We start from the raw sequence: 19,579 nt of genomic DNA, 5'->3' as shown, positions 1-19,579 counted from the left end.
CCCCACCACTCGGTGCCTCGCTTAGGCTCGGCATGCCCTCACTCCGGCATTGCTCCGTGGGCCCGCCGCGAAGGGCCATCCATGGCCCAGCGCGGCTATCCCGGCATCCATGCCGGGATGCCCACTGCGCAATGCCTGCGTTCGGCCAGCGTGGTTTAACGGGGCGTTCAGATCAAGATCCAAAGCAAGAGCAAGAGCAAGAGCAAGAGCAAGAGCAAGAGCAAGAGCAAGAGCAAGAGCAAGAGCAAGAGCAAGAGCAAGAGCAAGAGCAAGAGCAAGAGCAGGGCTCATGCCAGCATCTATGTGGCTGAGCGACCGCTATCGCGAGCAAGCTCGCTCCCACACTGGATCTTCAGCGCCCCCCTGTGGGAGCGAGCTTGCTCGCGATGGGGCCGGCACATCCAACATCACTGCAAACTGACCCTCCGCTTTTGCGAGCAGGCTCGCTCCCACAGGAGGAACACGATCTTACCAAGAGCCAGGTCGGCTATCAGGCCGCCTCGCGGTGGACGTTGATCTCGGCGCCCCGTTAACCACGCTGGCTGAATGAAGGTGTTGTGCAGTGGGTACCTCGGCATGGATGCCGAGGTAGCCGCGCTGGGCCATGGATGGCCCTTCGCGGCGGCCCACGGAGCAATGCCTTCGTTCAGGCATGCCGAGCCTAGGCGAGGCACCGAGTGGTGGGGCAGAAGCGTTTTGCTTACTTTTGCGCTTCTCAAAAGTGAGCCGCTGTAAGAGCGGAACCATAAGCAGCCGTTACCTAAATAACGGATATACACACCAAAACAACAAAACCAAAAAAAACGGCGCTTCCCATTTCTGAAAGAAGCGCCGTTTTTTCTAAGTGAACAACATTACTGCGGTTTTTTTGAGCCCAGCGATCAACCCCGACGACGCAGTGCGTCAATACGTTCTTCCAGCGGCGGGTGGCTCATGAACATGCGAGCCAGGCCCTGCTTGATGCCACCGTTGATGCCAAAGGCATTCAGGGTGTCGGGCATGTGCACCGGCAAGCCTTGCTCGGCGCGCAGACGTTGCAGGGCACCGATCATGGCGCTGGTGCCGGCCAGGCGTGCGCCGGCGTCGTCGGCGCGGAACTCGCGCTTGCGCGAGAACCACATGACGATGGCGCTGGCGAGGATGCCCAGTACCAGCTCAGCGAAGATGGTCGCCACGTAGTAGGCGATGCCCTGGCCTTCTTCGTTCTTGAAGATCACCTTGTCGACGAAGTTGCCGATGATCCGGGCAAAGAACATCACGAAGGTGTTCACCACGCCCTGGATCAGTGCCAGGGTCACCATGTCGCCGTTGGCGACGTGGCCGATCTCGTGGGCCAGCACGGCCTTGACTTCATCGGGCGAGAAGCGCTCGAGCAAGCCCTGGCTGACGGCGACCAGTGCGTCGTTCTTGTTCCAGCCGGTGGCGAAGGCGTTGGCCTCGTAGGCCGGGAATATACCGACTTCGGGCATCTTGATGCCGGCTTCGCGGGACAACTGCTCGACGGTTTGCAGCAGCCATTGTTCGTGGCGAGTGCGCGGCTGGCTGATGATCTGGGTGCTGGTGCTCATCTTCGCCATCCACTTGGAGATGAACAGCGAGAACAGGGAACCGGCGAAACCGAACACCGCACAGAAAATCAGCAGCTGATTGAGGTTGAGATCAACCCCATTGGCCGCCATGAACCCGTTGAAGCCGAAGAGGCTCAGGGTGATGCTGGCAATCAGCACGACCGCCAGGTTAGTGGCCAAGAACAGCAGGATGCGCATCATGGTTGTGAAAATCTCCTCGTGCTAAAGATGTAGCGTTATGCGGGGTATATAAGGTGCCGCCGCAGGCTATTCAACTCGCCGACTATTTCAAACTGTGTCCTACAGCCGTCCTAAATGTTTGAAAGACTTTTCTGAAAGTGACTGGGGAAAAAAATATGGCGCCTGCCCCCCGTGAACATTGAGCCGGGGTGCCCGTTGGCTGCCCAACCCCTAGTGTAGAAGGCGTGGTGGAGTCGGCAGAACGGATATGTTGCTGAATCAAACAGCGTGCGAGGCGAGGGCTCCCCGCACGCTGTCTGGCTTATTGACGGTAGGACTTGAGGAAGTTGCCGATCCGGCCAATGGCCTGGTCGAGGTCATCGACCCGCGGCAGGGTCACGACGCGGAAGTGATCCGGCCATGGCCAGTTGAACGCCGTGCCCTGGACCACCAGCAGCTTCTCGGACAGCAGCAGGTCGAGGACGAATTTTTCATCGTTGTGGATCGGGCAGACCTTCGGGTCGATCCGCGGGAAGGCATACAGCGCGCCCATCGGCTTGACACAACTGACGCCGGGAATGTCGTTGAGCAGTTCCCAGGTTCGATTGCGCTGTTCCAGCAGCCGGCCCTGGGGCAGGACCAGGTCGTTGATGCTCTGGTAGCCGCCCAGCGCCGTCTGGATCGCATGCTGGCTCGGCACGTTGGCACACAGGCGCATGTTGGCCAGCATGTCGATGCCTTCGATGTAGCTCTGGGCGTGATGCTTGGGACCGGAAATAACGACCCAGCCTGAACGGAAACCCGCTACCCGATAGGATTTGGACAGGCCGTTGAAGGTCAGGCACAGCAGGTCCGGTGCCAGGGATGCAGTGCAGATGTGCACGGCGTCGTCGTAGAGGATCTTGTCGTAGATCTCGTCGGAAAACACCACCAGGTTGTGCTGGCGGGCCAGTTCCAGCATGCCCAGCAGCACTTCCCTGGAATACACGGCGCCGGTCGGGTTGTTCGGGTTGATGATCACCAGTGCCTTGGTATTGGGCGTGATCTTGGCCTTGATGTCCGCGAGGTCGGGAAACCAGTTGGCCTGTTCATCGCACAGGTAATGCACTGGGTTGCCACCGGACAGGCTCACGGCAGCGGTCCACAGCGGATAGTCCGGCGCCGGCACCAGCACCTCGTCGCCGTTGTTGAGCAGGGCCTGCATGGACATCACGATCAGCTCGGACACGCCATTACCCAGGTAGATGTCTTCGATGCCGACGCCTTCGACCTGCTTCTGCTGGTAGTACTGCATCACGGCCTTGCGGGCGCTGAACAGGCCCTTGGAGTCGCTGTAGCCCTGGGCGGTCGGCAGGTTGCGGATGACGTCCTGGAGGATTTCATCGGGCGCTTCGAAACCAAAGGGGGCCGGGTTACCGATGTTCAGCTTGAGGATGCGATGGCCTTCCTCTTCCAGGCGTTTGGCGTGCTTGAGCACCGGGCCGCGAATGTCGTAGCAGACGTTGGCGAGCTTGTTCGATTTGCTGACCTGCATGGCGATGTGTTCCCGAAAATGAACGATCCAGGCGGCGTATGAACTACCGTACTGGGAATCCTGCGTCTGTGCCCAGGCCTGACGCGGTATAGGCGCCACAATCCGTTTGAATGCGCATGACGTGACTGCCAGACTGGCGTCTGACGAGGCGCAATCATACGTGCCGCCCGATCTGCGGAAAAGCGTCGGATCGGGCTTTTTCAATTGCCGAGGTAGGACGATGGAAAAGTTGGAAAAAACCCTTGAAGAATGGCGCTCCATGCTCGACCCGGAGCAGTACAACGTCTGTCGGCTGAAGGGCACCGAACGGCCATTCTCCGGTAAATACAACGCCACCAAGACCGACGGCGTGTATCACTGCATCTGCTGCAACGAGCCGTTGTTCGATTCGCAGACCAAATTCGATTCCGGTTGTGGCTGGCCGAGTTTCTACGCGCCGATCGAGGGCAGCGCGGTGGTGGAGGTGCGGGACGTCAGCCACGGCATGATTCGCACCGAGGTGGTCTGCGCCAAATGCGACGCCCACCTGGGCCACGTCTTCCCCGACGGCCCGCCGCCCACGGGTTTGCGGTACTGCATCAACTCGGTGTGCCTGGACCTGGTGCCCCGGTAGAGACTGTTCATCCCAACTCCCCTGTGGGCTCCACAGGGCATGGGTCGGACAATTAAATTGCACACAATTGAATCGTTCGCTATCTTCGCCGCCTGTCCTATGAATTTTCCGGAGCCTTTGCCATGAGCGACAACCTGCTGAGCATCCCGTGCACCACCATCAAGGGTGAGCAAAAGACCCTCGCCGATTTCGCCGGCAAGGCTGTGCTGGTGGTCAACACGGCCAGCCAGTGCGGGTTTACTCCGCAGTACAAGGGGCTTGAGGCGTTGTGGCAGACCTACAAGGACCAGGGCCTGGTGGTGTTGGGCTTTCCCTGCAATCAGTTCGGCAAGCAGGAGCCGGGCGACGAGGGGGCGATTACCGATTTCTGCGAGCTGAACTTCGGTGTGAGTTTTCCGCTGTTCAAGAAAATCGAGGTCAACGGCGCCAACGCCCATCCCCTGTTCGTCCAGCTTAAACAGCGAGCGCCCGGCGTGCTGGGGTCCAAAGGCATCAAGTGGAATTTCACCAAGTTCCTGATCGGCAAGGACGGCCAAGTGGTCAAGCGTTTTGCCCCGACCACCAAGCCCCAGGACCTGACCGGTGAGATCGAAGCGCTGCTCAAATGAATGACCTGTCAGTCGATTCGCTGAAGCTCGACAGCCAGTTGTGCTTCAAGCTGTACGCTGCTTCGCGCGCAGTGATCCGTGGCTACAAGCCGATGCTCGATCAACTCGGCCTGACCTATCCGCAATACCTGGCGATGCTGGTGCTGTGGGAATGGCAGGACACGGCCCCGCCACAGCCGACGGTCAAGGCCCTGGGTGAGCGTTTGCTGCTGGATTCCGGCACGCTGACGCCGCTGCTCAAACGCCTGGAACAGCTGGACCTGGTCCAGCGCCAGCGTTCGGCCCGGGACGAGCGGGAGGTGCACTTGAGCCTGACGACTGCAGGGCGAGCCTTGCGTGAACAGGTCGGCCCGCTCAAGGCCCGCCTGTTGTGCGACAGCGGTATCGACCTGGACCGCCTCGGAACGTTGCGAGACGGTCTCGATCACCTGTTGGGCCAGATCAAAGCGCTGACGTAGTCGGCACCCACTGGTCCAGCACTGCCGCCAGTTCTTCGCGGCGGAACGGCTTGGACAGGTAATCGTTCATGCCGGCCGCACGGCAGCGCTCGCGTTCCTCGGGCATTGCGTTGGCCGTCAGGGCGACAATCGGCAGGTCCGACCAGCGCCCGCTTTGGCGGATCTGTCGGCTGGCTTCGTAGCCATCCATCACCGGCATGTTGCAGTCCATCAACACCAGGTCGAACACCCGCTGTTCCAGTTGATCCAGGGCTTCGCCGCCGTGGGCTGCGACGGTGACTTCGCAGCCCAGTTTTACCAACATCCCCTTGGCCACCAGTTGGTTGACCGGGTTGTCCTCCACCAGCAGCACCCTTCCACGCCTGGACGGCGCCAGGGCTTCGATCTGTGCGTCATTGATGACGGTCGCCTCGCTTTGCATGGCGCGCCGCAGAATCTGGTACAGCGCGTGGCGCGCCAGCGGCCGGGCCTGTTGTATCAGCGGGGCGAGGGCGGCGGCTTCTTCGCTGGGCATGAAGCTGCCATAGGCGGTCACCAGCAGGATCGGTGCGTCAAAGGTTGGCCGCAGGTTGAACAGGCATTCCGGGCAGTCGGTAATCAGTACGTCGGGTGTGAGCCCCAGCAACCCGTCGTCGATGGAGCGCTGCACATAATCCAGTCCCCATCCCGGCAACAGCATGCCCAGCAACTCGGCCAGGCCGCTGCTGCTGGCGGTGATGGCGACGACGTTGCCGCGCAACGGTTCGACCGGCGTTGCCGGGAGATGGCAGGGCAGGGGCAGGTCGGCACAGAACTGACTGCCAAAGCCGGCTTCGGAACTGATGGTCAACCGGCCCTGCATGGCTTCGCAGAGGTTGTAGGTCAGTGCCAGGCCCAGCCCGGTGCCACCGAACTGGCGGGTAATCCCGGCGCCGGCCTGGGTGAACGGCTGCAGGATTCTCGCCTGGGCTTCCTGGGGGATACCGATGCCCGTGTCGCAGACCTCGATGCGCACGCCGCCTTCGTAATGACTCAGCTTCACGTCGACCCGGCCGAAGCGCGTGAACTTCAGTGCGTTGGACAGCAGGTTGCTGACGATCTGACGCACCCGGGTCGGGTCGCCGAGTACCTGAGCCGGGAACTGTGGGTCGATCAGGCAGGCCAGTTCGACACTGGGTGCCGCGTTCTGGGAAAGCAGGTTGGCGGTATCCTCCACCAGGGAGCCGAGGTCGAACGGGATGCGTTCGAGTTCCAGTTGACCGGCGTCGAATTTCGACAGGTCGAGGATATCGTTGAGCAGTTCGACCAATACCTTGCCCGAGTCATGGGCAATCGATAGCTGCTGCTGTTGTTCGGCCGTCAGGGGGCCGTCCAGGGACAGGGCGATCATTCCCAGCAGGCCGTTGAGTGGTGTGCGGATCTCGTGGCTCATGTTGGCGAGGAAGGCGGAGCGGGCCTCGGCCATGTCCAGGGCCGTGCGCCGAGCCACTTCCAGTTCCTCGTTGGACTGGCTGAGGCGGGCATTGCTGGCCTTGAGTTCGGCGGTGCGTGCCGAGACGATGTTCTCCAGTTGCGCGAGGTATTCGGTGAGGCGATTTTCGGCCGTGCGCCGCTGCTGGATTTCGGTGGAGATGTTTTCGAACTGCTGGTTGGCGACGGAAACCAGTACGCCGATTTCATCGGACTGGTGGCCGGCAGGGCATTCCAGGCGATTCTGTTCAATGCTGCTCGGGTCGCGGCTGCTCAGCTCACGGATGACTCGCACCAGGGGCTTGGTCAGCATCACGTAGAACAGCGCCAGCAGCAGGCCGGTCAGGATCAGGCTGCGGGCGAAGCCGTTGAGCAAGGTGACTTCGGCACGGCGCAGGAAACGACTGCCGAACGCATAGGTGTCGACGTCCAGTCGCAGCATGCCCAGGGATTCACCGGGCAGGTGGTCCAAGTAGAGGCGGTCCTCGAACTGACGCTGGGCGCCGAACAGGAAGTCGCTGATGAACCGGTAGCTGCTTTGCAGCTCGGGCCGCTTGACGCTGGCGAGCACGGTATTGTTGTTGTCGATCAGCTCGGCCCCGATGATGGCCGGTGAGCGCAACAGGCCCATGGACAGCTCCTGGGCGAGCTCGGCGTCGATGTTGTAGGCGATGCGCGAGGCCGGGTTGTGGCTGATTTCCAGCAGCGAGAGGATTTCACGGTTGATCGACGCGTCTTCGCTGGCATAATCGATGCCGATCTGCATCAGGCTGAGCAAGGTGCCCAGCACGAAGCCCACCAGGACGGTCAGGCGGGCCTGCTTATAGGAAAGCCGTTGAGTGAATCTGATGTCCATTGAGTGCTGAACCACTTACGTTTCCCTTCGCCGCTCAAGCATAGCTGATCATCTCTGAATACCGGTGCAGCCGGTGTGTATTGTGTGAAGTAGACCCGCCAATGGATACGGCGTTTCGTAGATCGAGCGCCATCATTGCTGTGAACTTGTCCGAGGAGAAGACGTGGACTCGCGATTGAATGCTTTTCTTGAGCGTGCCGATGCCGTGCTGGCCCGGATCGAGCCTTTGCTGCCGGCGCCCCGGCCCACCATCGATTGGACCCAGACCCTGGCCGCCCGCTGGCAGCGTGACGGCCGTAGCGGCTACCTGCTGCCGCTGCAGGTCAGCCTCGACATGCGCCTGTCGGACCTGATCGGCGTGGACCGCCAGGTCGAACAACTGGGCCGCAACACCCGGCAGTTCATCGATGGCATGCCCGCCAACCATGCCTTGCTCTGGGGCTCGCGTGGCACCGGCAAGTCGTCCCTGGTACGCGCCCTGTTGGCTGAACATGCCCCGCATGGCCTGCGCTTGATCGAGATCGAGCGCGATCACCTGGCCGATCTGCCTCGGGTGGTGGAGCAGGTTGCGAAACTGCCCCAGCGCTTCGTGTTGTTCTGCGATGACTTGTCGTTCGAATCCGGTGAAGGCGATTACCGCGTGCTCAAGAGCGTGTTGGATGGATCCCTGGAGCAGGCGCCGGACAACGTGTTGCTGTATGCCACTTCCAACCGTCGTCACCTGGTGCCGGAGAAGGAAAGCGACAACGAGAACTGGAAACGGGTCGACGGCGAACTTCACCCCAGCGAAGCGGTAGAGGACAAGATCGCCTTGTCCGACCGCTTTGGCCTGTGGCTGTCGTTTTATCCGTTTACCCAGGAGCATTTCCTCAACGTGGTGGAGCACTGGATCGGCGAACTGGCGGCCAAGGCCGGACTGGCCTGGCAGCGCGACGAAGCGCTGGATGTACTGGCGGTGCGCTGGGCAACCGGTCGCGGCAACCGCAACGGACGTTGCGCCTATCAGTTTGCCCGTTATTGGGTAGGCCTGAAATTGTTGGAGCACAAGGCATGATCGATTTGAAGGGCACCGGAGTCGGCCTTGACGGCTACGCGTTGTTATCGGCACAGCTGGAATCCTTGCTGGCCGATGAGCGTGACTTCATCGCCAACGCCGCGCAGTTCTCGGCTTTCCTGTCCAGTCAGCTGGATGATCTGAACTGGGCCGGTTTCTACCTCAATCGCAACGAAGAGCTGGTCCTGGGGCCGTTCCAGGGCCAGATCGCCTGCGTGCGGATCCCCTTTGGCCGCGGCGTGTGCGGTACGGCGGCCGCGACCCGGCAGACCCAGCGCGTCGAAGACGTCCATGCCTTCGCCGGGCACATCGCCTGCGACAGCGCGTCGAACAGCGAACTGGTGGTGCCGCTGGTCAAGGACGGGCGCCTGATCGGCGTGCTCGACCTGGACAGTCCGAAACTGGCGCGCTTTACCGAACATGATCAAGCCGGCATCGAGCAGTTGGCCGCGATCTTCCTGCGCCTGACGGATTGCTGACTCGCTTTGCGTAGGAGCTGGCGAAGCCTGCGATCTTTTGATCTTTTGATCGTTCGCTTGAGGTTCAAGCGTCAGGGGAAAGATCGCAGCCTCGCTTCGCTCGTCAGCTCCTACAGGGATAGCTTTCATGCCTTCAACCCTGCCTTGACCAGCAGACCGTGGGGATCGACTTCATCGATCTGGTGCGGGTCGAGGAACTGGTTGGCGTAGCTCTCGTAGATTTTTTCTTCGATGAACAGCCCGAACAGCTCTGGATCGAGATGGGCGTCACGGCACATGGTGGCCATGATGCCCAGGGCCTCGCTCAGTTTCTTCGCTTTCTTGTAGGGGCGGTCGGCCGCCGTCAGCGCTTCGAAAATGTCGGCAATGGCCATCATGCGCGCCGGCAGGCTCATCTCTTCGCGTTTGAGGCGCTTGGGATAGCCGCTGCCATCCATTTTCTCGTGATGACCGCCAGCGATCTCCGCCACGTTGTCCAGGTGACTGGGGAAGGGCAACTGGCTGAGCATCAGGATCGTCTGCACCATGTGATGGTTGATGACGTAGCGCTCCTCGCGGGTCAGCGTGCCGCGCGTGATGCTCAGGTTGTAGAGCTCGCCGCGGTTGTATTTCCAGGCCGGTACGTCGAGCTGGAAGCCCCACGGGTTGTCCGCTGGGATCAGTTCGGCCGCGTGGCGCTCGAGCAGGTGCTCGGGCTTGTCTGCCAACAGCGGCTCGCTGACCGGCAGAGTCGGCTTGGGCGTGCGGGCCTGGCGCCGGTTCTCTTCCCAGGAAACTCCCAGGCGATCGTCGAGGGTCCGGGTCCATGGGCGTTGGGCAATCTGTTGCAAGCGTTGCAGGTCGGCCTCGGCCATGGCTTCGGCGCCCAGGTTGCAGCGGGCGACAAAGGCAAAGTCGTCATCCAGGGCCGTCAATGTCGCGTCGCGCTGTTGCGCCAGGGATGACGGCTCGCCGCCGCTTGCCACGGCCTGCCAGTAATCGACCCAGGCGTCGCGCTTGAGCACCTCGAAGCGGGTGCGTATCTCGTGGATCCGGTCGTTCAGGGTTTCCAGCTTGGTGGCCTTGTCGACCACATATTCGGGGGTGGTGACCTTGCCGCAATCGTGCAGCCAGGCGGCGATGTGCAGGGCTTCCCATTCGTCCTCCGTGGGCCGATAGGTGTCGAATGCCGGTGCCTGGCTGGCGGCGGCCGCCTGGGCGAGCATCAGGGTCAGGACCGGCACCCGCTGGCAATGGCCGCCAGTGTAGGGACTCTTGGCATCGATCGCGCCGGCCAGCAATTGGATGAAGGCGTCCAGCAACTGCTTTTGCCTGGCTTGCAGGCGCTGGCCCTCGATGCTCACGGCGGCGGCACCGGACACGGCCTGCAGGAAGGCGATGCGGTCGGGCTGAAGTTTTTCCAGGTCGGCTTCGGTGCCGCTGTCGGTGATCAGCAGTACCAGTACCCCGACGGTTTCCTGGTGCCGATTGCGCAAGCGAATACCGATCAAGTGGACCCGTGGCGAGTCCAGTGCTTGCAGGACGCTCTGCAGATCGGCCGCCTGTTCGAAGCCCAGGGAGGCCACGAGGTTGTCCGCGGTGGCCAGTTGCTGGAGCCATTGTGGGCTATCGCCAGCCTGTAGCTCATGGCTGCGCAACTTGAAGGTGTCGAGGTCCCTGGGCGTTCCATTGATTACCAACCCGTACGGCTTGACCCGATTGTCGTCGTTCTCGCGCAAGTAGATCATGCCGGCCTGGGCCTGGCCGATTTTTACGGTTTCAAATAACACCCGTTCCAGCAACGGGGCGAAGCGGGTTTCGGCGCGCAGGCTGGCGGTGATTTCAAAGAAACTCGCCAGGGTCTCTTTCATGCGCGCCATCGACACGCTCAACTGATCGACTTCCAGCACCGGGGAGCGACGGGACACCGGGTAGTTGAAGTCAAAGCTGCGAATGGCATCGGCCTCCTGCACCAGTTCGCGCAAAGGCTTGACCAGGATCCTGGACGTCAGCCAACCCAGGGGCAGGCACAGCAGCAGGGTGGCGAGGGTGATGAGCGCGCCTTGCCAGCGCATGCGATAGGCATTGTCCAGCAGCTCATCTTCAGGGACCAGCAACGCCAGTTCCAGGCCCTGGGGGCCGCCTTCCTGCATGTGGCTGCGAGAAACGATCCACTGGCGTCCGTCCGCTTCCAGGCGCGTGGTGTCGGTGTTGTCATCGAGCGCGGCGGCGATGGCCGGGCTGAGGTCGCGGGCCTTGATCAGGCGCGCCGACTGGACGTCGGCGAGCAGCCGGCTGCTGTCGGGATAACCTACGGCGTTGCCCTTGGGATCGAGCAAGACGACTTCGGTGCCGGTGGTCACCTTATGCTTGGCCAGGGTCTGGGACAGGGCCGCCAGGGTCAGGTCGGCGCCGATGACCGCCTGCTCGCCACTGCGCCGGGCGAGGGTGGTGCCGACGTTATGAGTGGAGAAAAATACGTAGGGCTCGGTGGTGATCTGCTCGGTGCTGCCGGCGGCGCTGCGAAACCAGCTGCGGCTGCGGGGGTCGTAGGTTTCGTCGGCAATGTCCCGGCGCCCGATGAGCGTCAGCGTCTCGTCGTAGAACAGCGACTGGGAATGAATCGGGCCTTGTTCGGTTGCCCGCTCCACGGTCCAGACTTGGTAGGCCGCCTGGGCCGGTGCCTGCAGGGCGGCTTTCAGGGCCGCGGTGCGCAATGGCCGGACCATCATGAAGTTGCCTTGATGATCGCCCAGGTACAACGACGCCAGGTTCGGGTTGTCCCGCAGTGCCTGGCTGAAGGGCACGAGCAGGGTCAGGCGTTGCGCCAGCTGGGGCGTGCGCGTCGCCGGATAGTCGGCCAGCAGGCTCAACAGATGGCGGATGGGTTCGTAGGTGTCGTACAGATCCAGGCGCACGTCCTGTTCGATACGGTTGAACAGTTTTTCACTGCTGGAGAGGATGATTTGCGTGGTTTGCCGGTAATTGAAAATCCCCAGCACCACCCCGGTCAGCAGCAAAAGCAGGGTAAACATCACGCTGATGTGGACGTGCAGGGGGAACCGGCGTTTGTCCGGACGCGGTGCGCTGGGCATTGCAGTCACTCCAAGTGTCAGGGGGCGTTCTCGATGAGTGTTCCCGCGTGCAAGGGAAACCGATCGAGAACCCCCCAGGTACGCACTGCTGAGCGAATAGCATAGTAAACGCTGGATTATTTTGCCTTGGCGATCTCCGTTTCGAGGGCCCGCTCCAGTTCGCTCATGGCGCGGTCGAGGGCGTCGATGCAATCGCTGATCCGCCCAGGTGCCTGCGCCTGGTGACAAGCGTGCTCCAATGCCTCGCACCGCTGGATCAGCGAGGTCGCCTGGACGATGCGGGCGACGCCTTTTATCTTGTGCGCTATTTCGGTCAGCGCTTGCCGGTTTGCGCCGCGGGCGACGTCGAGCAACTCCTGGCGGTCCGAGCGGCTGCTGCTGAGTAATTCAGCCAGCAGGCGCTGGTTGGACGAAGGGTTGCCGCCAGTCAATGCCTGCAGGCTTTGTATGCTGAAAACCGCTGGGCGGCCGGCGGGTTTGACCGCTTTGATCCATTGGCTCAAGGCGCTCAGGCTGATCGGCTTGAACAGGCAGTCGTCCATCCCGGCGTCTTGGCAACGTTGTTTTTCCTCCGGTTGTGCATTGGCGGTGAACCCCAGGAGGGTGCAAGGTGGCCGTTGCTGCTCGGACTCATCGCGGCGAATCGAGCGGGCCAGTTCATAGCCGCTCATGATGGGCATGTTGCAATCGGCGATGACCAGATCGAAATGGTTCTTTTGCCAGACCTCGAGCCCGTGGGCACCATCATGGGCGACCTGGTAGTGATGGCCGAGGTATTCCAGTTGCTGCGACATCAGCAGGCGGTTGGCGGGATGATCGTCCACGATCAGGACGTTCAGGGTGGCCTGGGCCGCTTCGATGACCGGTTCAGGTGGGGGGCGAACCGGCGCCGTCGATAGGACGGTCAGTTGCAGGCGGACCTGGACCTGGGTACCGACGCCGAGTTGGCTGCTCATGTGCAGGCTGCCGCCCATCATCCGGCACAGGTTGCGACTGATCACCAGCCCCAACCCCGCGCCGTTGCGGGCCATCCGGCTGGTGTTATCGACCTGGGCAAACGGCTCGAACAAACGTTGCAGGTCCGCCGGGCCAATACCGATGCCGCTGTCGTTGACCTCCAGGTGCAGCTGTAGAGCGTCGTCCCGGTCGGTTGGAAGCAGCCGGACCTTGATCACTACCTGGCCCTGCTCGGTAAATTTGAGGGCATTGCTGATCAGGTTCGACAGCACCTGTTTGAACCGCAACGGGTCCATCAACACGTCAGGGCTGCCCTCGGCGTCGTCGAACTGCAAGGACAACGCCAGGTTTTTCTGCCGGGCCACGCCCTCGAATACCCGAATGAGCGATTGCAGCAGGGCCCTGAGATTGACGCGTTCGGGGGTCAGGCTCAGGTGACCGGATTCGATACGGGCGATGTCCAGGATATCGCCTATCAGCTCGAGCATCCCTGAGGCCGATTCGTACGCGACTTCGATGGTCGAACGGTCCACACGGCCTTTTTCGGCCTGTTTCAGGGCCAGTTCAAGCATGCCGATCACCGCGTTCATGGGGGTGCGGATTTCATGGCTCATGGTTGCCAGGAACGTGCTTTTGGCGCGGTTCGCGTCATCGGCCTGTTGCTTGGACGCGCGCAGTTCCTCGAACAGCTGGCGCCGCTCACTGATGTCGATCCAGCCGCCGATGATGCCTTGCACTTCGGCGGCAGAGTTTCGGTAGGGGAGGATCCAGTGATAGATCGTCAGTTGCCTGTCCCCGATGTGCAGGGGCCGATCGACGATCAGGGCGGTGCCTTCGGCCATGACGCGTTGGTAGTCCGCCTGGTACTCCTGCGCTTCGAAGGCGTTGCTCATGGATCCTGGCATCTGGCTCTTGCCGATGACGTCTTCGCGTTTGACGTCGAACGTTTGCAGGTAACTGTCGTTGCAGCTTTGCAGGATGTCGTTGCGATCCCTCACGTAGATGGGGTGGGGGGTGCCGTTGAGCAGTGCGTGCATGAATTCGAGTTGATCATTGAGGGCCAGTTCCGCCCTTTGACGTTGCCTGATCTGGCGCTGCATGTAGGCGTTCCACGCCAGGGAAAACAGCAACAACAGGCCAACGCCCGCGACGATCTGGAGGAACAGGCGGTTGTAGGTGCGCCAGGTGTGTTCCGTGGGCGAGACGTAACCGCGCCAGCGGTTGTTGATGACGCCCAGTTCGTCAGGGTCGATGCTGGTCAGGGCCTTGTCGAGGATGGCGTTCAGCTCGGTGGCGTTTTTTGCCGTGGCCAGCGCGAACATGGCCTGTTGGGTGCTCACCGTGCTGCTGATTTGCAACCTGTCGCGCCACGCATGGGAAGAGATGAAGTAGTTGGCCATCACCTGCGAGTTCACGCTGCCGTCGACCTGGCCATGGGCGAGCATTTCCACGGCGTGCAAGGGGCCGTCCGTTTCGATGATTTGAATGTTTGGGTACTGGCTGCGTAGCCATTCAATGACCGGATTGCCTTTGGCGATTGCCAGGCTGGCGTGGCCGAACTGATCGAGTGTCGTGGGCGTGTCGGACTGTTTGCGGGTCAGCAGGACGAACGAGCTGTCGACGTAGGGGCGGCTGAACTTCAATTGGAGTTGTCGTTCACGGCTGGGCAAAAGTGCGGCGATCATGTCGGCTTGATCGTTGAGGACCGCAGCAATCATTTCGCTGTCGCTCTGGCGGCGCTGGATGTCCAGGCGCAGGCCGGTGCGCAGCCGGATCAGTTCCAGCAGGTCGGCACTGATGCCGCGAAAGTCCCCGTCCGCATCGAAGAAGGTGAAGGGCGCGGAGGTTTCGTTCACCACCACCCGGACCACCGGATGCCTCGCCAGCCAGCGTAGCTCGCGGTCGGTCAGTTGTATCCTGTGGTCCGTGAGATACAGGTCGCTGCCTGCACTCCAGCGCTTGGAGATGGTGGCTTGCTCGGCAATGGAGACCTGGCTCAGCGTAGCGTTGATGACTTCCAACAAGCGGGTGTCGCTACGTCGTACGGCGAAACCGAACCCATGGGATTCGTGTTTGCCGAAGCTGGCCATGCGGATATTGCTCAAGTAGCCCTTGTTGATCATGTAGTGGGTGGAAAGGGTATCGCCGAGAAATACATCGGCCTGGCCGAAGGCGACGGCGTTAATGGCATTCTGGTAGGACGGGTAGGTGGTGATGAGTGCCTTGGGGTAGAGTTTTTCAATTTCCCGCAGCGGCAGGTAGTGATACACCATGCTCAGTCGCAACCCTTCGAGATCGTCAGTCAGGGATCGGCTTTCATTCGTTCGGGTGACGAGAACGGGCTGGTCCACTGCGTACGGCGTCGACAGCACAATGTCGGGGTTGCGCGCCTCGAAACCGTTGGCGGTGCCAAGCATATCGATTTGCCCGTCCTTGAGTGCGGCCATGGCCGCCTCGCGGGAGTCGAAGCGCAGGACTGTCATGGGCAGGCCGGTGGCCTTGGCGATGATGTCGGCGTAATCGGCCGTCAGGCCTTCGTAGTCGTGTCCGCTGGTGGAGAGATCGAAGGGCGGGTAATCCGGGGCGGAAGTTCCCAGGACCAGCGCTTGCCGATCCTGTAGCCAGGCGCGGTGAACATCATCCAGCTTGACCTCGGCATGGGCCATGGACGAGCGGCCCAGCAGGGTGTATTGCTCGGGCGCATGCGCTGCCGCCGCGGGCATTCCTGTATATAACGCCGCACTGATCAGCAGAAGACATTCGGTTATGCGTCTGAGCATCCTGTTTTTCTCACACCAGCGCGTTGCGCTTCGCCATTTCAATCAGATCGACCAAGGACTTGACCTTGAGCTTCTGCATCAGCCGCTTCTTATAAGTACTGACGGTCTTATTGCTTAGAAACATTCCCTTGGCTATTTCCTTGTTGGTACGGCCCTGGGCAAAAAGTTGCAGCACCATCAGTTCCCGATCATTGACACTTTTGAAAAGGTCCAGCTCGATACTGCGTGGGTCATCCGGGCGTACCGGATTCAGCGCCTGGCTGGGAAAGTAGTTGTAGCCGGACAATACCGCTTTGATTGCGCTGACAAGTTCGCTGAGGTCTTCCTGTTTACAAACGTAACCAGAGGCACCGGACTGCATGCATCGAATGCCGAAGAGCGTCGGCGACTGGGCCGTGAGCACCAGCGTCTTGAGCGGAGTGGTCATGGCGTTGAAGCGCGAGAGGATTTCCAGCCCGTCGAGTTTGGGAATGCTGATGTCCAGGATAACCAGGTCTGGCATGCATTCGCGCACCATTTGCATCGCGTCGACGCCGTTGTCAGTTTCTCCTACGACCTTATAGCCCTCATGCTCCAGAAGCATGCGTACAGCGAGGCGGATGACCGGATGATCGTCGACAATGAAAACGGAGTTCATGAATAAATTACCCTGCGAACTTGAATAAAGCGCGCACCTTAGCCCACTTACAACCAGGGCCGTACGAAGAGACGGGCATGCAACTTCAATTTCAGAAGTTTCCTACAAAAAAAGAGGCAAGATATTACGATGTAATCGGTTTTTTAGTCGGTGGACGACAACAAGAGGGGGATGTGTTGGCAGTGTGTGAAGGGATATTTCTTTGATAGTGTTGTTTGTGCAAACAAAAGAAGCGTTTAACCGCGGTTTGTGTAAACCATACAGTTATTTATCTACTTCAAACTCCTTGTGGCGCAGCGCTACAAAATTCACATTCACCGCCAATCCCTGTGGGAGCGAGCTTGCTCGCGATGACGGTGGCACATCCTGCATTGATGCGCACAGATCCACCGCCATCGTGAGCAAGCTCGCTTCCACAGGTTTTGTGCCAGGCGCAGCACACATTTTATTGGCGCGTGCGGCCGGTCATCTCCTGGGCCATTTCGCTGGCGTAGCTGTCAGTCATCCCGGCGATGAAATCGATCATTCGCAGGAAAGCGCTATGCAAAGGGCCGTTGGGATCCGGCGCATTATTCCCCAGCAGGTCGAGAATGCGGCGATTCTTGAACGAAGGCGTGCGGCCCCCATGCTGTTCAAGGGCGGCCCCGCAAAATCCGTTGAGCAGGATTTCCAGCGTGGTGTAGGCGCCGATTTCATGCAGGGTCTTGCGCTTGTCCTGGAAAATTTTCCGGCGCGCCATGTCCTTGGCATTCAACACGCAGCGTTTTGCCGGGCCGTGCATATGTTCCACGAGATCCCCTGGCAATGTGCCGGCAAGCAAGGCTTCCTGTTGTTCGACAAAAGCCCGGGCGGCGGCGTTGGTCAGGTGTTCGATGGCCTTGCCCCGCAGGATCGCCAGTTTGCGTCGCCGCGAGTCCAGCGGCCCCAGCTGCCGGTAAGTGTCCGGAAGATCATCGCCCACCAGGTCCAGGAGCAGCGATTCCACCTGGGGGTATTCCAGGAGATCCATCTCCACGCCGTCTTCCAGGTCGATCAGCGCGTAGCAGATGTCATCGGCGGCTTCCATCAGGTACACCAAGGGATGCCGTGCCCAGCGTTGATCCTCGATCTGTGGCAAACCGAGTTTGTGGGCAATCTGCTCCAACAGTGGCAGTTCGCTCTGGTAGCAACCGAACTTGTGCTTCTTGTAGCCCAGCGAGTCCGCGTGGCGGGCAGTCCAGGGGTATTTCAAATAGGTGCCGAGGGTGGCATAGGTCAGCCGCGTTCCGCCGTCGAACTGATGGTATTCAAGTTGGGTGAGGACGCGGAATCCTTGGGCGTTACCTTCGAAGTTGAGGAAGTCGTTGCGCTCGGCTTCGCTCATTGCATCGAGCCAACCACGGCCGGCGGCCTGCTGGAACCAATAGCGGATAGCATCTTCGCCGGAGTGACCGAACGGCGGGTTGCCAATGTCGTGGGCCAGGCAGGCCGATTGCACCACCATGCCCAGGTCGCTTGGCTCGCACCAGTCAGGCAGGGCATTGCGGATGGTTTCCCCCACGCGCATGCCCAGGGAGCGCCCGACGCAGCTGACTTCCAGGGAATGGGTCAGGCGCGTATGGATGTGGTCGTTGCTGGAGACCGGATGCACTTGCGTCTTGCGTCCGAGGCGGCGGAAGGCGCCGGAAAAGATGATGCGGTCGTGGTCCTTGTGGAAAGGACTGCGGCCCAGTTCTTGCGGACTGTGCAGCGGTTTTCCGAGGCGTTCGCGAGTCAGCAGGGTGTGCCAATCCAAGGCTGGTTGCTCCGTTCGATGATGTCGGTGTCCTAGCTTCCCGGTTCGTGGGCTGCCCTGCAAGGCCTATAGGCCTGCACCGACTCGATACATAACCCTGTGGCGAGGGAGCTTGCTCGCGCTTGAGTGCGAAGCACCCACAAAAATGGGCCTGCTTCGTAGTCCAGCGGAAGCAAGCTCCCTCGCCACGGTGTGCAGGTCCTCAGGGTTTGCGCAGGTCTTTGGCCAGCTTGACCAACGGCAGCAATGTCGTTGCCAGGCGGATCAGGCCTGTCAAGCCACCGCCACCACCGTGGCGAGTCCGTTTGCCGGTGAGGAAACCGAGCAGGGACACTGCCGCCACGCCCCACAGTGGCGCGTGCTTGATGCCGAAGCCTTCGTGCCAGCTTTGCGTCAAGCTGCGTGCCCGTTGCAAGGGCTGCAGTAATTGGCGTGTTTCCTGACGGATTTCCTGGCGATGCATTTCCATGCGCAGACGCACCAGCGCCTTGCGCATTTCCTGTCGTGTCCGGGCTTGAGGAATATCAGGCAGGCTCATGGCAACAGGCGCTCCCGGTCGTTGGCCAGTTCTTCGAGGGTGGCGTGGAAAGGAGACGACTCGTCGTAGATCGCTGCCTTGAGCCGAAGCCCGCAGAACAGCGCCGCCAGCAGATAAAACAGGCACAGGCCGATAATGCCGGCCAGACGATAAGTGTCCCATACCAGGATCAGTACCAGCGCCGAAAGCCCGACCAACAGCAGCAGGCCGAACACCAGCGCAAGGCCGGCGAACAGCAGGAGGCTGACGGTGCGTGCTTTCTGTTCCTGCAACTCCATGCCGAACAATTCGACGTGGCTATGCAGCAAGCCAAGGAACGCCGCGCCCAGGCGACGAGCAGTCGGTTGTGTGCCCGCTTCGGACGAGCCGGATTCGTCGATACCCATCATTAGCGCCGTGTCGCCAGCAGGCCAATCAGAAAGCCAACGCCTGCCGCAATGCCCACGGATTGCCAAGGGTTGGCCTGTACATATTCCTCGGTGGCGACCACCGCAGCCTGGCCGCGTTCGCGCATGGAATCTTCCGTCAGCTTGAGCGTTTCGCGGGCGCGCAGGAGGGTTTCGTGAATCTGGCTGCGCAGTGCATCGGCTTGATCGCCTGCCAGCGTCGCGGTGTGATCGAGCAACCGTTCCGTGTCGCTGACCAGCGTCTGGAAATCTTCCATCAGGGTTTCTTGAGCAGTCTTTGCCTGGGTTCTGGCCATTGGTGAATCTCCGTAAGTGACGTCTGAAACGTTCGAGTATGAGCCTTGCCGGAAGGTTCAGTACAAGTGACTGGTACAACTTTTGCTCAGGCTTTTGCCATGTACTGGTGCATCAGCCTGCGCCAGTGCGCTGAAGCTGGGCGAAAGCCCGAAAAACCTTAACCCAAATAATCAAAACCCGCGAAGCACCTCCAAGCGGGATTTCGTTTTGACCGTTCTTGCGCACCAAAGCGGTTCATCGGCCTGCGTACGGCCAATGAGCCGTTTCAACTTGGTGCGTTCGCAAGGCAGGCGAACCGGTTTGGTGCTTTTTTCAA

Annotated in this window: 16 protein-coding genes; 6 read left to right on the top strand and 10 right to left on the bottom strand. The window is 60.8% G+C overall.

The features are described 5' to 3' along the window. Nucleotides 1–881 precede the first annotated feature (881 nt). Together htpX and AB4Z20_RS02100 are read right to left on the bottom strand one after the other, a co-directional pair. Nucleotides 882–1,769 (bottom strand): protease HtpX, encoded by an 888-nt coding sequence (gene htpX / locus AB4Z20_RS02105; protein WP_003199411.1) that lies wholly within the window; start codon nt 1,767–1,769, stop codon nt 882–884. 301 nt (nt 1,770–2,070) lie between these two features. Continuing rightward, nucleotides 2,071–3,282 carry a pyridoxal phosphate-dependent aminotransferase gene (locus tag AB4Z20_RS02100; protein ID WP_003199412.1) on the bottom strand — a complete coding sequence of 404 codons (1,212 nt, stop codon included), beginning with the start codon at nt 3,280–3,282 and terminating at the stop codon, nt 2,071–2,073. Nucleotides 3,283–3,502: 220 nt separating this feature from the next. On the opposite strand from AB4Z20_RS02100, the gene msrB reads away from it, so the two are divergent. The 3 genes from msrB (at nt 3,503) to AB4Z20_RS02085 (ending at nt 4,961) form a co-directional block, all read left to right on the top strand. After that, nucleotides 3,503–3,895 carry a peptide-methionine (R)-S-oxide reductase MsrB gene (gene msrB / locus AB4Z20_RS02095; RefSeq protein ID WP_063322309.1) on the top strand — a complete coding sequence of 131 codons (393 nt, stop codon included), beginning with the start codon at nt 3,503–3,505 and terminating at the stop codon, nt 3,893–3,895. 122 nt (nt 3,896–4,017) lie between these two features. Further along, a complete protein-coding gene (locus AB4Z20_RS02090; protein WP_214510824.1) occupies nt 4,018–4,503 on the top strand; it encodes a glutathione peroxidase in 486 nt (161 codons plus the stop codon). Then, nucleotides 4,500–4,961, top strand: a complete 462-nt coding sequence (locus tag AB4Z20_RS02085) for a MarR family winged helix-turn-helix transcriptional regulator (RefSeq protein WP_057451054.1) — start codon at nt 4,500–4,502, stop codon at nt 4,959–4,961. The genes AB4Z20_RS02090 and AB4Z20_RS02085 overlap by 4 nt, the downstream gene beginning before the upstream one ends. Here the strand turns inward: AB4Z20_RS02085 and AB4Z20_RS02080 are convergent. Further along, nucleotides 4,945–7,266 (bottom strand): response regulator, encoded by a 2,322-nt coding sequence (locus AB4Z20_RS02080; protein ID WP_442089218.1) that lies wholly within the window; start codon nt 7,264–7,266, stop codon nt 4,945–4,947. The two genes, AB4Z20_RS02085 and AB4Z20_RS02080, sit on opposite strands and share 17 nt — an antisense overlap. A gap of 163 nt (nt 7,267–7,429) precedes the next feature. On the opposite strand from AB4Z20_RS02080, the gene AB4Z20_RS02075 reads away from it, so the two are divergent. Both AB4Z20_RS02075 and AB4Z20_RS02070 read left to right on the top strand, forming a co-directional pair. Then, nucleotides 7,430–8,320 carry an ATP-binding protein gene (locus AB4Z20_RS02075; RefSeq protein ID WP_003199422.1) on the top strand — a complete coding sequence of 297 codons (891 nt, stop codon included), beginning with the start codon at nt 7,430–7,432 and terminating at the stop codon, nt 8,318–8,320. Then, entirely contained in the window at nt 8,317–8,799 is a 483-nt protein-coding gene (locus AB4Z20_RS02070) for a GAF domain-containing protein (RefSeq protein ID WP_014337288.1), read from the top strand. The genes AB4Z20_RS02075 and AB4Z20_RS02070 overlap by 4 nt, the downstream gene beginning before the upstream one ends. A gap of 125 nt (nt 8,800–8,924) precedes the next feature. Here AB4Z20_RS02070 and AB4Z20_RS02065 read toward each other — a convergent pair whose 3' ends face one another. The 3 genes from AB4Z20_RS02065 to AB4Z20_RS02055 form a co-directional block, all read right to left on the bottom strand. Then, nucleotides 8,925–11,873: an HD domain-containing phosphohydrolase gene (locus AB4Z20_RS02065; protein ID WP_253472702.1), complete on the bottom strand. Its 2,949-nt coding sequence runs from the start codon at nt 11,871–11,873 to the stop codon at nt 8,925–8,927. Nucleotides 11,874–11,989: 116 nt separating this feature from the next. Then, nucleotides 11,990–15,610 (bottom strand): transporter substrate-binding domain-containing protein, encoded by a 3,621-nt coding sequence (locus tag AB4Z20_RS02060; RefSeq protein WP_442089217.1) that lies wholly within the window; start codon nt 15,608–15,610, stop codon nt 11,990–11,992. A 10-nt stretch (nt 15,611–15,620) separates the two neighbouring features. Further along, complete coding sequence (locus AB4Z20_RS02055) at nt 15,621–16,247, bottom strand: response regulator transcription factor (protein WP_003199430.1); 627 nt, start codon at nt 16,245–16,247, stop codon at nt 15,621–15,623. A 77-nt stretch (nt 16,248–16,324) separates the two neighbouring features. Here AB4Z20_RS02055 and AB4Z20_RS02050 point away from each other — a divergent pair, with 77 nt between their 5' ends. Then, a complete protein-coding gene (locus tag AB4Z20_RS02050; protein ID WP_258690633.1) occupies nt 16,325–16,453 on the top strand; it encodes a hypothetical protein in 129 nt (42 codons plus the stop codon). Between the two features lie 239 nt (nt 16,454–16,692). Here AB4Z20_RS02050 and AB4Z20_RS02045 read toward each other — a convergent pair whose 3' ends face one another. From AB4Z20_RS02045 to AB4Z20_RS02030, 4 genes are all read right to left on the bottom strand, one after another. Next, nucleotides 16,693–18,021: a deoxyguanosinetriphosphate triphosphohydrolase gene (locus AB4Z20_RS02045; RefSeq protein WP_003199435.1), complete on the bottom strand. Its 1,329-nt coding sequence runs from the start codon at nt 18,019–18,021 to the stop codon at nt 16,693–16,695. 202 nt (nt 18,022–18,223) lie between these two features. Then, nucleotides 18,224–18,559 carry a hypothetical protein gene (locus tag AB4Z20_RS02040; RefSeq protein ID WP_253472708.1) on the bottom strand — a complete coding sequence of 112 codons (336 nt, stop codon included), beginning with the start codon at nt 18,557–18,559 and terminating at the stop codon, nt 18,224–18,226. Beyond that, nucleotides 18,556–18,945 (bottom strand): phage holin family protein, encoded by a 390-nt coding sequence (locus AB4Z20_RS02035; protein ID WP_003199439.1) that lies wholly within the window; start codon nt 18,943–18,945, stop codon nt 18,556–18,558. Before AB4Z20_RS02035 ends, AB4Z20_RS02040 begins: the two co-directional genes overlap by 4 nt. Nucleotides 18,946–18,947: 2 nt before the next feature. Next, nucleotides 18,948–19,262, bottom strand: a complete 315-nt coding sequence (locus tag AB4Z20_RS02030) for a DUF883 family protein (RefSeq protein WP_003199441.1) — start codon at nt 19,260–19,262, stop codon at nt 18,948–18,950. Nucleotides 19,263–19,579: the final 317 nt, after the last annotated feature.

Origin of the sequence: Pseudomonas sp. KB_12 (assembly GCF_052114545.1) — a bacterium.
GTDB lineage: Bacteria > Pseudomonadota > Gammaproteobacteria > Pseudomonadales > Pseudomonadaceae > Aquipseudomonas > Aquipseudomonas brassicacearum.
This window is presented reverse-complemented; position numbering and strand designations above follow the sequence as displayed.

Excerpts from the sequence above, each read along its gene's own strand:
- htpX (WP_003199411.1), bottom strand. The coding sequence starts at position 1,769 with ATGATGCGCATCCTGCTGTTCTTGGCCACTAACCTGGCGGTCGTGCTG.
- AB4Z20_RS02100 (WP_003199412.1), bottom strand. The coding sequence starts at position 3,282 with ATGCAGGTCAGCAAATCGAACAAGCTCGCCAACGTCTGCTACGACATT.
- msrB (WP_063322309.1), top strand. The coding sequence starts at position 3,503 with ATGGAAAAGTTGGAAAAAACCCTTGAAGAATGGCGCTCCATGCTCGAC.
- AB4Z20_RS02090 (WP_214510824.1), top strand. The coding sequence starts at position 4,018 with ATGAGCGACAACCTGCTGAGCATCCCGTGCACCACCATCAAGGGTGAG.
- AB4Z20_RS02085 (WP_057451054.1), top strand. The coding sequence starts at position 4,500 with ATGAATGACCTGTCAGTCGATTCGCTGAAGCTCGACAGCCAGTTGTGC.
- AB4Z20_RS02080 (WP_442089218.1), bottom strand. The coding sequence starts at position 7,266 with ATGGACATCAGATTCACTCAACGGCTTTCCTATAAGCAGGCCCGCCTG.
- AB4Z20_RS02070 (WP_014337288.1), top strand. The coding sequence starts at position 8,317 with ATGATCGATTTGAAGGGCACCGGAGTCGGCCTTGACGGCTACGCGTTG.
- AB4Z20_RS02065 (WP_253472702.1), bottom strand. The coding sequence starts at position 11,873 with ATGCCCAGCGCACCGCGTCCGGACAAACGCCGGTTCCCCCTGCACGTC.
- AB4Z20_RS02060 (WP_442089217.1), bottom strand. The coding sequence starts at position 15,610 with ATGCTCAGACGCATAACCGAATGTCTTCTGCTGATCAGTGCGGCGTTA.
- AB4Z20_RS02055 (WP_003199430.1), bottom strand. The coding sequence starts at position 16,247 with ATGAACTCCGTTTTCATTGTCGACGATCATCCGGTCATCCGCCTCGCT.
- AB4Z20_RS02050 (WP_258690633.1), top strand. The coding sequence starts at position 16,325 with ATGCAACTTCAATTTCAGAAGTTTCCTACAAAAAAAGAGGCAAGATAT.
- AB4Z20_RS02040 (WP_253472708.1), bottom strand. The coding sequence starts at position 18,559 with ATGAGCCTGCCTGATATTCCTCAAGCCCGGACACGACAGGAAATGCGC.
- AB4Z20_RS02035 (WP_003199439.1), bottom strand. The coding sequence starts at position 18,945 with ATGGGTATCGACGAATCCGGCTCGTCCGAAGCGGGCACACAACCGACT.
- AB4Z20_RS02030 (WP_003199441.1), bottom strand. The coding sequence starts at position 19,262 with ATGGCCAGAACCCAGGCAAAGACTGCTCAAGAAACCCTGATGGAAGAT.